The organism is Paraburkholderia sp. BR14312, assembly GCF_040948675.1.
GTDB lineage: Bacteria > Pseudomonadota > Gammaproteobacteria > Burkholderiales > Burkholderiaceae > Paraburkholderia > Paraburkholderia nodosa_A.
In genome coordinates, this window is the sequence record NZ_JBFPKI010000007.1 from 208,348 (window position 1) to 222,624 (window position 14,277).

13 protein-coding genes are annotated in these 14,277 nt (G+C 66.3%); 3 read left to right on the forward strand and 10 right to left on the reverse strand.

The annotated features are described in order from the left end of the window. Positions 1–495 precede the first annotated feature (495 nt). Together pgeF and AB3X98_RS21055 are read right to left on the reverse strand one after the other, a co-directional pair. Positions 496–1,365 (reverse strand): peptidoglycan editing factor PgeF, encoded by an 870-nt coding sequence (pgeF, locus tag AB3X98_RS21050; protein WP_368606700.1) that lies wholly within the window; start codon positions 1,363–1,365, stop codon positions 496–498. Further along, a complete protein-coding gene (locus tag AB3X98_RS21055; RefSeq protein WP_368606701.1) occupies positions 1,362–2,609 on the reverse strand; it encodes an RluA family pseudouridine synthase in 1,248 nt (415 codons plus the stop codon). Before AB3X98_RS21055 ends, pgeF begins: the two co-directional genes overlap by 4 nt. 41 nt (positions 2,610–2,650) lie before the next feature. Between AB3X98_RS21055 and AB3X98_RS21060 the strand changes: the two genes are divergently transcribed. Continuing rightward, positions 2,651–3,547 carry an outer membrane protein assembly factor BamD gene (locus tag AB3X98_RS21060; RefSeq protein WP_083245503.1) on the forward strand — a complete coding sequence of 299 codons (897 nt, stop codon included), beginning with the start codon at positions 2,651–2,653 and terminating at the stop codon, positions 3,545–3,547. Positions 3,548–3,666: 119 nt separating this feature from the next. Here the strand turns inward: AB3X98_RS21060 and rlmD are convergent, their stop codons facing one another. Further along, positions 3,667–5,085 (reverse strand): 23S rRNA (uracil(1939)-C(5))-methyltransferase RlmD, encoded by a 1,419-nt coding sequence (rlmD, locus tag AB3X98_RS21065; protein WP_368606720.1) that lies wholly within the window; start codon positions 5,083–5,085, stop codon positions 3,667–3,669. Positions 5,086–5,363: 278 nt separating this feature from the next. Between rlmD and AB3X98_RS21070 the strand changes: the two genes are divergently transcribed. Continuing rightward, positions 5,364–6,245 carry an endonuclease/exonuclease/phosphatase family protein gene (locus AB3X98_RS21070; protein ID WP_368606702.1) on the forward strand — a complete coding sequence of 294 codons (882 nt, stop codon included), beginning with the start codon at positions 5,364–5,366 and terminating at the stop codon, positions 6,243–6,245. 15 nt (positions 6,246–6,260) lie between these two features. On the opposite strand, the gene AB3X98_RS21075 is transcribed toward AB3X98_RS21070, so the two are convergent. From AB3X98_RS21075 to surE, 5 genes are read right to left on the reverse strand one after another with little or no spacing between them, the layout of a single operon-like run. After that, positions 6,261–7,040, reverse strand: coding sequence for a 3'-5' exonuclease (locus AB3X98_RS21075; protein ID WP_368606703.1), 780 nt, complete (start codon positions 7,038–7,040; stop codon positions 6,261–6,263). A 19-nt stretch (positions 7,041–7,059) separates the two neighbouring features. Then, entirely contained in the window at positions 7,060–8,166 is a 1,107-nt protein-coding gene (gene rpoS, locus AB3X98_RS21080) for an RNA polymerase sigma factor RpoS (RefSeq protein WP_069267496.1), read from the reverse strand. Positions 8,167–8,179: 13 nt separating this feature from the next. Then, on the reverse strand, positions 8,180–9,103 hold the full coding sequence (locus AB3X98_RS21085; RefSeq protein WP_069267497.1) for a peptidoglycan DD-metalloendopeptidase family protein: 924 nt from the start codon (positions 9,101–9,103) through the stop codon (positions 8,180–8,182). A gap of 5 nt (positions 9,104–9,108) precedes the next feature. Next, complete coding sequence (locus tag AB3X98_RS21090) at positions 9,109–10,170, reverse strand: protein-L-isoaspartate(D-aspartate) O-methyltransferase (RefSeq protein ID WP_069267498.1); 1,062 nt, start codon at positions 10,168–10,170, stop codon at positions 9,109–9,111. Then, a complete protein-coding gene (gene surE, locus AB3X98_RS21095; protein ID WP_069267606.1) occupies positions 10,167–10,928 on the reverse strand; it encodes a 5'/3'-nucleotidase SurE in 762 nt (253 codons plus the stop codon). Before surE ends, AB3X98_RS21090 begins: the two co-directional genes overlap by 4 nt. Before the next feature lie 271 nt (positions 10,929–11,199). Here surE and AB3X98_RS21100 point away from each other — a divergent pair, with 271 nt between their 5' ends. Beyond that, entirely contained in the window at positions 11,200–12,171 is a 972-nt protein-coding gene (locus AB3X98_RS21100) for an NADPH:quinone oxidoreductase family protein (protein WP_368606704.1), read from the forward strand. A gap of 82 nt (positions 12,172–12,253) precedes the next feature. Here the strand turns inward: AB3X98_RS21100 and AB3X98_RS21105 are convergent, their stop codons facing one another. Together AB3X98_RS21105 and recR are read right to left on the reverse strand one after the other, a co-directional pair. Continuing rightward, complete coding sequence (locus AB3X98_RS21105) at positions 12,254–13,534, reverse strand: CaiB/BaiF CoA transferase family protein (protein ID WP_368606705.1); 1,281 nt, start codon at positions 13,532–13,534, stop codon at positions 12,254–12,256. Between the two features lie 71 nt (positions 13,535–13,605). Then, a complete protein-coding gene (gene recR, locus AB3X98_RS21110; RefSeq protein WP_028204939.1) occupies positions 13,606–14,202 on the reverse strand; it encodes a recombination mediator RecR in 597 nt (198 codons plus the stop codon). Positions 14,203–14,277: the final 75 nt, after the last annotated feature.

Here is a 14,277-nt window from a genome sequence, read left to right on the forward strand (position 1 = left end):
GAGCAAAAGGCGGGTTGCCGCGCGTTGCACCATCAGTTGAGGCGCCCGTGCCCGGGGCAGTCTTGGAACGTTGAGATGCCGTCATGCCTGCTTTTGACCGATGTGTCCCGAAGGACTGGTTGAGAGGCAGGTGGTACGCATACGGGCGCCGTTGCGGCGCTCGTCACGACCTGTCCCGTGGGTGAAGGACATTCTTGCTCCCCATTGCAAAGCGTGTCAATGCTTGTGCCCGATTTTGCCGCGCTGCGATATTTTTTTAATTATCGTTTTCCCGATGTAATCAATTGTTTAACTGCCGCGACACATTGCTGTGCGGTCTGGCGCACAAAAATCCGCCGTGGCGGCAAGCGTTTGCAGTGCAATGCGGCAATCGGGGAGCTAATGCACCGTGAGAGGAGCACAGTGCGTTGCGGGAATAGCTGCAGCGCAACAAAAATCGTCTGACTCGCCACGCGCCGCCTCGCCGTTTCACGACGGCGGCGCGTCGCGGCGAGGTCAGGGATTGAGCCAGATCAGCGCAGCCATGCGGCCGGTGACGCGATCGCGCCGGTACGAATAGAAGCGCTCGCGCAGCGTAACCGTGCACAGGTCGCCGCCGCTCACGTGGCGCACGCCGAGCGTATCGAGCCGCAGCCGCGCCAGCGCGGGAAGATCGGCGAGGTATTTGCCGCTCGCCTCGGGGCGCGCCACGAAGGCCGCCGCGGTGGCGGCGCGATGGGCATCGCGTCGCACCGCGTCGACCTGCTCCGCATGGGTCATGAACGCGTCGCGCACGTCGGCGCCGACCTCGAAGGCCGTGGGCCCGATCGCGGGGCCGAGGTACGCATGCAGGTCGGCCGTCGCACAGCCCGCGAGCGCCGCGACGCGCTCGGCCGTGCGCTCGATGACGCCCGCGGCCAGCCCGCGCCAGCCCGCGTGCGCGGCGCCCACGGCGCGGCCCTCGGCATCGCAGAGCAAGACGGGCATGCAGTCGGCCACCATCACCGTGCAGGCGATGCCGGGCTCGGCGCTCACGCTCGCATCGGCTTCGAGCGGGGCGCCCGCGCGCGCGGCCGCAAGCGCCTGCGCGGCGTCGACCACGATCGGACCGTGGATCTGCTTGAGCCACGCGGCCGGCACACCCGCATGCGCGAGCAGCCGCTCGCGGTTCGCCTCGACGTGCGCAAGATCGTCGCCGGAGCCGCGGCCGAGATTCAGGCCGCCGGGGAGATCCACGCCTTCACCGCCCTGCGCCGCCTGCCAACGCCCGAATGGCGGCTCGCTCACGCCGCCGTCGCGCGTCGTCACCAGGGCGCGTACGCGCGGCGAAACCTGCCAGTCGGGATGCAGCAAAGCGTCGGATGTCAGTTCCGGGCAGGTCGTCATGCGTGCTTATCCTCGGTTTGCTCGTCGTCTTCGTCGTCTTCGTCATCTTCTTCGTCGCTGCCGATCACGTAGCCTTCGTCGGTGTACGCGCTGTCGAACATGTCCTCATCGAAGCCGGCTTCGTCCTCGTCTTCCTCGCCGCCGAAGCCGAGCGCCTCGATCAGCGCGTCCAGGTCGTCGGGCACTTCGGCGCGCCATTGCATCGAGCGGCCCGTGACCGGATGAACGAGGCCGAGACGCCACGCATGCAGCGCCTGGCGCGCGAAGCCATCGGGCAGCGCCGCGACCGAGCGCTTGCCGCGCGCGTGGCCGTACACCGGATCGCCCAGCAGCGGATGACCGATGTGCGCGCAGTGAACACGAATCTGATGTGTGCGCCCCGTTTCCAGGTCGCAATGAATGGCGCTCACGGGCTGGTTGTGCCAGAGCGTCTTGTCGATGCGCCGGAAGTGCGTGCGCGCGGGCTTGCCCGACGCGCCCTTCACCACCGCCATGCGCGTGCGCTCGCGCGGGTCGCGGCCGATGGGTGCGTCGATGGTGCCTTCCTCGGCCATGTTGCCCCACACGAGCGCGAGATAGCGGCGCTTGACCGTGCGCGCCTGCAGCTGGCGCACGAGGTCCGTCTGCGCCTCTAGCGTGCGCGCGACGACCATCAACCCGGACGTTTCCTTGTCGAGCCGATGCACGATTCCCGCGCGCGGCAGACCCGCCGCGGCTTCGCCATAGCGATGCAGGAGACCGTTGAGGAGCGTGCCGCTCCAGTTGCCCGCGGCCGGATGCACGACGAGCCCGGCGGGCTTGTTGATGACGACAATGGCGTCGTCCTCGTAGACGATGTCGAGCGGCACCGGCTCGGGCGCGAACGCGAGCTGCTCGGGCAGGAGGTCCGGCACGAGCTCGATGGTCGCGCCGAGCGGCACCGGCTGGCGCACCTTCGCCGGCTTGCCGTCCACGCGCACGCGCTGCTCTTCGATCCAGCCCTGCAAACGGCTGCGTGAAAATTCCGGAAATACCTTGGCGAGCACCTTGTCGAGGCGCTCGCCTGCGAGCTCATCTGGCACCTGAACCGAGCGCGGGGCTTCGTCGCCGCGCGCACGCGGGACGCCGCCGACGCCCTCGCCTGCGAGTTCGTCGTCGAGCCCCTCACTGGAGGCTGCGTCATCGGGCGCATCGCCCAGGCTATAATCTCTGATGCTGTTTTGGGCGCCGGGAGCGCCGGCCCCCGGAATAACTGTACGGGTCATTGAGTCTGGGTCACCTGTAGACCTGAAGCTGGACTGGATAAATGCGAGCCTTGAACACGATTACGAAACTGGCCCAACACGCGGTGGCCCGAAACGCAATGCGCGCGACGCGAGCAAACACGCTCGGCAAGATTGGCAACATCATTCGGCTTGCTGCTTGCGGCGCGGCGTTCGCCGTGGTCGCGGCCTGCCACGGCCTGCCGGAAAAGACCGACGAAACGGCAGCGTGGAACAACAACAAATTATATACGGAGGCCCAGGACGCGCTCTCCGGCGGCGACTGGGGCAAGTGCGCAAAATATTTTGAAGCACTCCAGGGCCGCGACCCGTTCGGCCACTTCGCCCAGCAGGCGCAGATCAACGTGGCCTACTGCAACTGGAAGGACAACGAGAACGACGCCGCCGACCAGGCGATCAACCGCTTCATCCAGTTGCACCCGGATCACCCGGACATCGCCTACGCGTACTATCTCAAGGGCATGATCCACTTCAACGACGACCTGGGTCTGTTCGGCCGCTTCTCGGGCCAGGACATGAGCGAGCGCGACCCGAAGTCGCTGCGCGAGTCGTATGACGCGTTCAAGGTGGTGGTCGACAAGTATCCGCAGAGCAAGTACGCGCCGGACGCCGCCCAGCGCATGCGCTACATCGTGAACGCGCTCGCTTCGCACGAAGTGCACGCGGCCGACTACTACTATCGCCGCGGCGCCTATGTGGCGGCCATCAACCGCGCGCAGCTCGCGATTCAGGACTACAAGAGCGCGCCGGCAATCGAAGACGCGCTGCACATCATGATCCTGTCGTACCAGAAGCTCGATCAGCCGCAGCTCGCCGAAGACACGCGCCGCGTGCTCGCCGGCACCTTCCCGGACAGCCCGTACATCACCGGTCACGCGCGTCCCGGCAAGGAAAACAAGTCCTGGTGGCAGATCTGGTGATCGCCGCGCCTCTAGCCTGAGGCCCGCAGCAAAGCAAAACGCCACGGTTTCCCGTGGCGTTTTTTTTGGCTTCGGCGGCCGCAGCGCAGGCTACGCGCCTGCGCTGTCGCGGCGTTTGCTCAGTCGCGCTCGAACAGCGCGATCGATTCCACGTGCGACGTGTGCGGGAACATGTTGACCACGCCCGCGCCCTTGAGCCGATAGCCGGCCTCGTTGACGAGCACGCCCGCGTCGCGGGCTAGCGTCCCGGGACTGCACGACACATAGACGATGCGTTTGGGCAGCGGGCCATTGCCGCTCTGCGCGATTTCCGCGAGCGCCTGGGAAACGGCGAACGCGCCTTCGCGCGGCGGGTCGACGAGGAACTTGTCGAAGTGACCGAGCGCGCGGATGTCGTCGGCGGTGACTTCGAACAGGTTGCGGCACGCAAACGACGTGTGGCCGTCCACGCCGTTGGCGCGGGCATTTTCGAGCGCGCGCGCCGTCAGCGTATCGCTGCCTTCGATCCCCACCACTTCGCGCGCGAGACGCGCGAGCGGCAGCGTGAAGTTGCCGATACCGCAGAACAGATCGAGCACGCGGTCGCCGGCCTCGGGCGCGAGCAGGCGCAGCGCGCGGCCCACCAGCACGCGGTTGATCTGGTGATTGACCTGGGTGAAGTCCGTCGGCTTGAACGGCATGCGAATGCCGTATTCGGGCAGCGTGTAGTCCAGCTCCTTGTCGAGCGGATAGAACGGGAACACCGTGTCCGGGCCCTTCGGCTGCAGCCAGAACTGGACGTTGTGCGCGTCCGCGAACGCGCGCAGCAGGTCTTCGTCGGCGGCCGTGAGCGGCTCGAGAATACGCAGCACGAGCGCCGTCACGCTTGAACCCACCGCGAGTTCGATCTGCGGCATGCGATCGCGAATCGACAGCGCGGCCACCAGATGGCGCAGCGGCACGAGCATCGCCGAGACGTTCGGCGGCAGCACTTCGCAGCTCGTCATGTCGGCCACGTAGCTGCTCTTCTTCTCGTGGAAGCCGACCAGCACACCGCCCTTCTTCGGCACATTGCGCACCGTGAGGCGCGCACGATAGCGGTAGCCCCACGACGGCCCGTGAATCGGCCGGAACATCGTCTCCGAGCGCACCTTCGAGAGGTGCATGAGGTTATCTTCGAGCACGCGCTGCTTGACGGCGATCTGCGCTCGCACGTCGAGGTGCTGCATCGAGCAGCCGCCGCAGGTGCCGAAGAACGCGCATTGCGGCTTCGTGCGGATCGCGCTCTCGCGCAGCACGTCGACCACCTGCGCCTGTTCGAACGTGGGCTTCTTGCGGTAGCTCAGGTAGGTCACGCGCTCGCCCGGCAACGCGCCCTCGACGAAGATCACCTTGCCGGGCTCGCCCGTCTCGGTCACGGTGCGGCCAACGCCGCGGGCCTCCATGTCGAGCGACTCGATCTCGAGAATGGGGGCATGAGCGACCGAAGCTTCGATGGCGGCGCGCTTTTCGGCGCGGCGCTCGCGCTTGCTGCGCTTTTTCGGGGGCGTGGACGGCATGGGCTCGGCCTGGGCAGGCTCGGCTTGAGGGTCGGGGGCAGCTTGAGACACCAGCGGATTCCTGACTGACGATGAGTGAATTGTGGGCGAAGGCGAGATTGTAGTCGAAGTCGGCGCCCGCGCTGCGGCGCTGCTGTTTTCGAGGTGGTCCGGTCGTGCTCGCTGCGCCCCGCAGTCACCGCGGCCATCGCATTCGTCATACGACACGTCGGGAGAAACCAGGCTAGGGTTAAGCGTGCGTGCGGGAATCCCCGCCGCACCATACGAGGAGCGTGCCGATGAAACTGGTGAGCTGGAATGTGCAGTGGGGCCGCGACGCTTCTGGCGTCGTCGATCTCGCGCGCACGGTGCGCGAGGCGCAGCGCCTCGCCGACTTCGACGTGCTGTGCCTGCAGGAGATCACGCGCGGCTTCCGGGCGCTGCCGGGTGGTCCCGGCGACGATCAGTTCGCCGAACTGCGCGCGCTGCTGCCCGGCTATACGGTCATCGAGGCGATTGGCGCCGACTTGCCTGCGCCGCGTGGCGCGCAAGCCTCTAGTCAAGGCACGGCGCAAATGCCGCGCCGCCAGTTCGGCAACGCGCTCGCCACGCGCTTGCCGCTCGCGCAGGTTTTTCGCCATGCTCTGCCGTGGCCCGCCGACTCCACCGCACCCTCGATGCAACGCGTGGCGCTCGAAGCCGTGCTCGACGTGCCGGGCGGCGCGCTGCGCGTGCTGGTCACGCATCTGGAGTTTTATTCGCTGCGCCAGCGGCTCGCGCAAGTCGACGAGCTGCGGCGCCTGCAGCAGGAAGCCGCCGATCACGCGGCGCATCCCGCGCCCGCCGAAAACGATGTGGGCCCGTTCGCCCGCACCGCGCGCCCGCTATCCGCGATCGTCTGCGGCGACTTCAACAGCGCGTGGGGCAGCGAGGCGTACACGCGCATGCTCGAACCGCTCGCGGGCAGCCCAGCCTTCATCGACGCGTGGACCGCGCTGCATGCGGGCGCGACGCCGCCGCCAACGGCCGGCGTGTATGACACGAAGCAATGGTCGGACGGTCCGCTCGCGTGCGACTTCGTCTTCATCACGGAGGATTTGCGCCCACGCTTGCGAAACTGTGAGATAGACGGCGCGACCCAGGCTTCGGATCATCAGCCGATCGTGCTCGAACTCGGCTGAGGGACGACGCCGTGCCTAGCTCGCGAAGGCCTCGAGATACTCGCCCCAATGCGGTGCGGATTCCGCGGCGAGAGACTGCTTCACGAACTCGATCTCATCCGCATATTCGCGCTCTGTGAAACCGCCGCGCATCATCTGAAACCGGCAATAGAGCAGATACGTGTTGACCACGTCGGTTTCGCAGTAGTTGCGGATCTCCTCGATGCGGCCTTCCTGAAACGCGGTCCACACCTGGCCGCCGTCCATGCCGAGCTTGCCTGGAAAACCGCAGAGCTTCGCGAGCGCGTCGAGCGGTGCGTTAGCGCGCGGCTGATACATCGCGAGGACATCCATCAGGTCAGTGTGACGCGTGTGGTAGCGGCTAAGGTAGTTGTTCCACTTGAACTCGCGGTCCTCTTCACCCGTTTCCCAGTAGCGCACCGCGCGAATGCCGTGCACGAGCGCACGATAGTGCAGCACCGGCAAGTCGAAGCCGCCGCCGTTCCACGACACGAGCTGCGGCGAGTACTTCTCGATCGTGCGGTAGAACGAATCGATCAGGCGCGCCTCGCCGTCTTCGGGCGTGCCGAGCGAGCGCACGCGAAAGCCCTGGCCGTCGCGAAATACGCACGAGATAGCAGCGACACGCTGCAGGTGATGCGGCAGGAAATCGCTGCCGGTTTTCTCGCGGCGCGCGGCGAAGGCGTGCTCGGCGACTTCGGTGTCGGTGAGCGCGGCGGGCAGATCGTCGAGACGGCGAATGCCGTCGACATCGGGAATCGTCTCGATGTCGAATACGAGTACAGGAACTGTCATTCAGATGGACTGCGAGGGTTTAGAGTACGGCGTCCTTGCGCACGCCGTTCGAAGCGAAAAAGCGCTTGAGGCGCACCAGCGCTTCCTGCTGGATCTGCCGCACGCGCTCGCGGGTGAGGCCCATTTCGTCGGCCAGCTCTTCGAGCGTGGCGGGCTCGATATGGTTCAGCCCGAAGCGCCGTTCGATGACGTGGCGATGCTTATCGGATAACCGGCCGAGCCACGCGCGTGTAAGCGTTTCCAGTTCGCGATGCTGCACCTCGGCATCGGGCGACTGGCTCTGGTCGTCCGAGAGCAGGTCGAGCAGGCTGCTGGCCGGGTCGAGGTCGAGCGGAGCGTCGAGCGAGGCCGTGTGTTCGTTGAGCGCGAGAATGTCGGTGACTTCCTCGGTGGTCTTGCCCGTGAGATACGCGATGTCGTCGATGCTCGCGTCGCGCCGCTCCGAGGCCGAATCGGCGTTGAGCGAGTTCTTCTCCAGATGTCGCTTCGCGCGCAGCACCTGGTTGAGCTCACGGATCACGTGCACCGGCAAACGCACGGTGCGCGCCTGGTTCATGATCGCGCGCTCGATGCTCTGGCGGATCCACCAGGTCGCATACGTCGAGAAACGGAAGCCGCGCGTGGGATCGAACTTTTCGATCGCGTGCATGAGGCCGAGGTTGCCCTCCTCGATCAGGTCGAGCAGCGGCACGCCGCGATTGAGGTAACCCTTGGCAATGCTGACGACGAGGCGCAGATTGCGCTCGATCATGACCTGACGCGCTTCGAACTCGCCGGCTTTGGCGAGCCGCGAGTAGCGCTGCTCCTCCTCGACAGTGAGCAGCGGCTTCACGCTGATCCGGTTCAGATAATGCTGGATAGTGTCGGCCGTGAGTTCGGCCTGCAGCATGGCGCGGAAATCGTCGGCGTCGGGTGCGGCATCGGCGGTTTCGGTGCCCTCGCCCGAGCCGCCTTCGTCGGACTGCGAATCGCGCTCTTCACGCTCCTCGCGCTCTTCGTAGTCGCGGCCGCCGTCGAGTTCGGGCGACGCGTCGTCGTCGCCCGCCTGCGCGCCGTCCTCCACCGAAACCTGGGCGGCTTGGCTGTCAGACTCGGATTGCTGCAGACGGCGCTTCGATTTCGGCATGGTCGGCTCGCTTTTATTGCGGCGGCAAGTACTTCAGTGGGTCGACGGGCTTACCCTGACGGCGTACTTCGAAATGCAGCATCACCCGGTCCGAGTCGGTATTGCCCATTTCGGCGATCTTCTGACCTTTGGTGACCGCATCCCCTTCTTTTACCATCAAAGTCCGGTTGTGTGCATACGCGGTCAAAAACGTCGCGTCATGCTTGATGATAATGAGATTGCCGTAACCGCGCAGCCCATTTCCGGCATAAACCACGCGTCCATCGCCGGCTGCCTTGACAGGATCGCCCGACGCACCGCCAATATTGATGCCCTTGTTCTTCGTATCGTCGAAGCCGTTGAGCACCGGACCACGCACCGGCCACGTGAGCGCGATGTTGCCGCCCGGCGCCGCGGCGACATCGCCGCCGCTCGCACCCGGCTGCGGCGGCACGGCGGCAGTCGGCGGGGCTGCATTCGCACCCGAACCGTAGATCGGCGGCTGCGCCGGCGTCCCCGCTGCCGGAGCGCCCGGTGCAGCGCCCACGCCCGGCACCGGCGCGGTCACGACACCCGGCGTATACGCCGACGGATTCGCACCCGGCGGCACGACGCGCAACAACTGGTCCACCTCAATCTGGTTCGGATTGGTGAGATTGTTCCACGTCGCGATGTCGCGATAATTCTGGCCGTTTTCGAGCGCAATCCTATAGAGAGTGTCGCCCGGCTTCACCCGGTAATATCCCGGAGGCGGCGGCCCGAGCGGCACCGGAGGCTGTGCAGCCGCCGTGCCGAGCGGCGCGGTGCGGTCGACCACGGGTGCCTGATCGAGTCGCGTGGCGCAGGCGGCCAGAAGACAGAGCGCGGCGACCGCGGCGCCGCGCTGGGCTGCGATCAGCGTGGCTTCGGGCAGGTCGACATTCAGGCGGTTTCTTTTGATCGCGCGCAACATACTCATCGGATTCAGATCACTCCAGATTTTAAGGGGACAAAGAAAACGCGATCCAGGCGTGACTCCCGCCACTGCGCCGGCCCCGTACGCTCGACGAGCGTGAGGACCTGCGTCGCTTCGCCGGCGGCACTCTGGGTGCCGGACACCGCGACCGGCGCCACGAGCCGCCCGCCAATGGCGAGCTGCTCGAGCAGCGCCTGCGGCACGTCGAAGCCCGCAGCAGCGATCACGATCGCGTCGAACGGCGCCGCCGACGGCAAACCGAGCCGTCCGTCGCCGTAGTGCAAGCGGATATTCGGGATACGCAGCGGACGAAGATTCGTCTTCGCGCGCTCGTATAACGGCTTGATGCGCTCAATGGAATACACGTCGCGTGCGATCTGGCTCAACACCGCTGCCTGATAGCCGCAGCCGGTGCCGATTTCGAGCACGCGCTCCAGCACGCGGCCCGCGCCCGCGAGCTCGAGCATGCGCGCGACCACGGAAGGCTTTGAGATGGTCTGGTGATGACCGATCGGCAACGCCGCATCTTCGTAGGCCTGGGTCGCGAGACCCGGATCGATGAACATGTGGCGCGGCACGGCCGCGAGCGCCTGGAGCACGCGCGCATCGGCGATGCCGTTCGCACGCAGGCGTTCGACCATGCGTTCGCGTATGCGTTCCGAAGTCAGCGCATGCGCGCCGTTGAGCGCAACGGCGGGCGCGCCCGTGACGGCCACAGCAGCACGCGGCACACTCACGCCGCCCGGCATGGCGGCCCGCGGCGCGGCAGCGTTGCCGGCAGGATGCGCAGGCTTGATCGAACCCGCCGGCTTTGCGCTCACCGGCTTCGCATTGACCGGCTTCGCAGGCGGCGCCTTGAACGGTGTGCTCACGGAGGACTTCGCGACGGCCGGATTACCTACCTTCGCGCCGGGCTTCGCGAGTGTGCCGACGCCCGGTTTCGACGGACTGCTGTTGCCCGCGTTCGCGAGCGAGGGGCGTGCTTCGCCCGGACGCGCGTCGCGCCGGCGCGGCTCGCGTACGAGATCCGCAAGCCCGAGCGGAAAACGCTTCGTGCGCTCGCCCGTCATGAAGCACTGCCGCCCTTGCGCGCCCAGTCGTGCGTCGCGGACAGCATTTGCGTATGGGTGAGATCGAGTTGCAGCGGCGTGATCGACACATGGCCGTTCGCCACCGCGTGGAAGTCCGTGCCCTCGCTCGCATCGCGTGCGCTGCCCGACGGCCCGATCCAGTAAATCGGCTCGCCGCGCGGGTTGGTCTCGCGGATCACGGGCTGCGAAGGATGACGCTTGCCGAGGCGTGTGACGCGCCAGTCGCCAAGCTCTTCGTACGGCAGGTTCGGAATGTTGACGTTCAGCAGCGGATGACCCGGCAGCGGGTTCGCGAGGTAATGCGCAACGATCTCGGCCGCGACGCGCGCGGCGGAATCGAGATGCACCCAGTCCTTATCGACGAGCGAGAACGCGATGGCCGGCAAGCCGAACATAATGCCTTCGGTCGCCGCGGCCACCGTGCCCGAGTACAGCGTGTCCTCGCCCATGTTCTGGCCGTTGTTGATGCCGGAGACCACGAGGTCGGGTTGCTGGTCGAGCATGCCCGTGAGTGCGATGTGCACCGAGTCGGTGGGCGTGCCGTTCACGTAATAGAAGCCGGTGCTCGCCGATCGCAAAACCGACAGCGGGCGCCACAGCGTAAGCGAGTTCGATGCGGCGCTGCAGTTCTGCTCGGGCGCCATGACCGTGACTTCGCCGAGCGGCTTGAGCGCTTCATACAGCGCCGCAAGGCCGGGGGCGAGGTAACCGTCGTCGTTGCTGAGTAGTATTCGCATCGAGCGATTGTAACCGAGGAAAGAAGGCACGCGAACGACAGCCCGGCCCATACGCCAGGGCGTGTCTGCCACTGGGCTGCACGTCGAAATCATGCGCCGGTGCGGGGCGCATTTGCATCCACGGCAACGGCTCGAAAGACACCCGGTCATCGACGCGAAATAAATCGCACGATCGTTCGCATTGCGGCGGATTGCCGTACACTGTCCCGCGGTAGCGAATGCATGACCGACGCAACTGCAAGCAACCGAACCGGAAAAGACAGGAGACACGATGCGCGCAATCCGCTGCAACCAGTACGGACCACCCGACTCGCTCACGCTCGAAGACTCGCCCGACCTCGTGCCGGGCCCCGGTCAGGTCGTGATCGACGTGAAGGCCGCGGCCGTGAACTTTCCCGATGTACTCATCATCGAGAACAAGTATCAGATGAAGCCGCCGCTGCCCTTCACGCCCGGCGCCGAACTCGCGGGCGTCGTGCGCGCGGCGGGCGAAGGCGTGAAGCTCGCGCCCGATACGCGCGTAGTGGCCTATGTGGGCACTGGCGCGTTCGCCGAGCAGGCGCTTGCGGACGCATCGGCGTGCGTGGCGCTGCCCGAAGGCGCCGATTTCGCGACGGCCGCCGCTTTCACGCTCGCGTATGGCACGTCGCATCACGCGGTGGTCGATCGCGCGGCCCTGCGCGCAGGCGAAACGATGCTCGTGCTCGGCGCGGCGGGCGGCGTGGGCCTCGCGGCTGTCGAAATCGGCAAGGTGCTCGGCGCGCGCGTGATCGCAGCCGCCTCGAGCGAAGAGAAGCTCGAAGTCTGCCGCCGCTTCGGTGCGGACGCCACCATCAACTACAGCACCGAGGACTTGCGCGAGCGCATCAAGGCACTCACCGACGGCAAAGGCCCCGACGTGATCTACGACCCGGTGGGCGGCGAGTATGCGGAACCGGCGTTCCGCAGCATCGGCTGGCGCGGCCGCTATCTCGTGGTCGGCTTCGCGAATGGAGAGATTCCGAGGCTGCCGCTCAATCTCGCGCTGCTCAAGGGCGCGAGCCTCGTCGGCGTGTTCTGGGGCGATTTCGCGCGTCGCGAACCGCAGCACAATGCGGCAGCGTTCACGCAGATGATGGGCTGGATCGGTGAAGGCAAGCTCAAGCCCTACGTCTCGAAGCGCTACAAGCTCGCCGACACCGCGCAGGCGCTCAAGGACATGGCCTCGCGCAAGGTGACGGGCAAGATCGTGATCGAGCCCTGAACGTTTCCTGCCACGCAGGACGCAAAGCGAAAACGGCTCGCCGGTGGTTCACCGGCGAGCCGTCTTGCATAAGGCACTCGCCTTAGACGATGTGTTGCTCGCGCAACCGTGCGATGTGGTCCGCGTCGTAGCCCAGCGTCCTCAGGACTTCATCCGTATGCTCGCCCAACGCGGGACCAAGCCAGCGCGTGTCGCCGGGCGTCGCCGAAAGCTTGGGCGTGACCGCGGGGAGCGCGATGTCCACGCCCTCGCCTTCTTGCTGCCCCGGCGCTTGCCAGCGGAACTGCTGGATCATCTGGCGCGCCGCGAACTGCGGATCGGCGAACATGTCGGCCACGCTGTAGATGCGGCCCACGGGCACGTCGGCGGCATTGAGCACGTCGAGCGCTTCGTTGATGGTGCGCGTGGAAAGCCACGCCGCGATTGCGCCGTCGATCTCCGCCGTGCGCGGCACGCGGCCGTCGTTGTGGGCGAGTTGCGGATCGTTCGCGAGGTCCGCGCGGTCGATGGCCATCATCAGGCGCTTGAAGATCGGATCGCTGTTGCCGCCGATCACGATGCTACCGTCCCGGCACGGGTACGTATTCGACGGCACGATGCCCGGCAGCGACGCGCCGGTGCGCTCACGCACCATGCCGTACATGCCGTACTCGGGCACCACGCTCTCCATCATGTTGAACACGGCCTCATAGAGCGCGACATCGACGATCTGGCCGCTGCCGCCGTTCATGTTGCGATGATGGAGCGCCATCATCGCGCCGATCACGCCGTGCAGCGCAGCGATCGAGTCGCCAATCGAAATGCCGATGCGCGGCGGCGGCAGATCGGGATAGCCGGTGATGTGGCGCAGGCCGCCCATCGATTCGGCGATCGCGCCGAAGCCCGGACGGTCGCGATACGGGCCGCTCTGGCCGTAGCCCGAGAGCCGCACCATCACGAGGCCGGGATTCTGCTTCGAGAGCACGTCGTAGCCGAGCCCGAGCTTTTCGAGCAGGCCGGGCCGGAAATTCTCGATGACGATATCGGCTTCCTTCGCGAGCCGCCGCACGATCTCCTTGCCCTCTTCGGCTTTGAGATTCACCGTGACGGACTTCTTGTTGCGCGCCTGCACGGCCCACCAGAGCGACGTGCCGCCCGCTTCCGGGTAGAGCTTGCGCCATTTGCGCAGCGGATCGCCGCCCTTGGGGTCTTCGATCTTGATGACCTCGGCGCCGAATTCGCCGAGAAAGCGAGCGGCGAACGGACCGGCGATCAGCGTGCCGAGTTCGAGGACTTTGACGCCCGCGAGCGGGCCCGCGCCTTTCGCTGCGGATGCGTTCGACCGGGAATGGGGGGAATCGTGGGAAGGGGCGGCTGCACTCATGGGGTCTCCTTTCATTCTGTTCGGCGAGCGGCACCACATCGAGTGCGCCGCGATCGAAGCCTGGCGGGACGCTACATCGAGCGCCGGTCGAGCATGGCCCGCGCGATGGTGCCCGCGTCGACATATTCGAGCTCGCCACCCACCGGCACGCCGCGTGCGAGACGCGTGACGGCGAGTCCGCGCGCCTTGAGCGTCTGACCGAGATAGTGGGCCGTCGCCTCGCCCTCATTCGTGAAATTGGTGGCGAGCACCACTTCCTTGACGACGCCATCCGACGCGCGCTTCACGAGCCGGTCGAAATGGATCTCTTTCGGACCGATGCCGTCGAGCGGACTCAGATGCCCCATCAGCACGAAATACAAACCGCGGTATGTCATGGTCTGTTCGAGCATGATCTGGTCGGCCGGCGTTTCGACGACGCACAGCAGCGTAGGGTCACGCTCCTCGTCGAGGCACGTTTCGCATACCTGAGCTTCGGTGAAGGTATTGCACTTCTCGCAGTGCTTCAGATTCCCGGTCGCGAACAGGAGCGCGTTGCCGAGCTTTTCGGCGCCGTCGCGGTCGTGCTGCATCAGGTGATAGGCCATGCGTTGCGCCGACTTCGGCCCGACACCGGGCAACACGCGCAGCGCCTCGACGAGAGCGGCGAGAGCGGAAGGTTGTTTCATGCGGATTCAGCGCGAGATGCGCGACGGGGGTTTGAAGCGGAACCTGCTTCGGGGTGCTTCCTGCTGCCTGGTGTT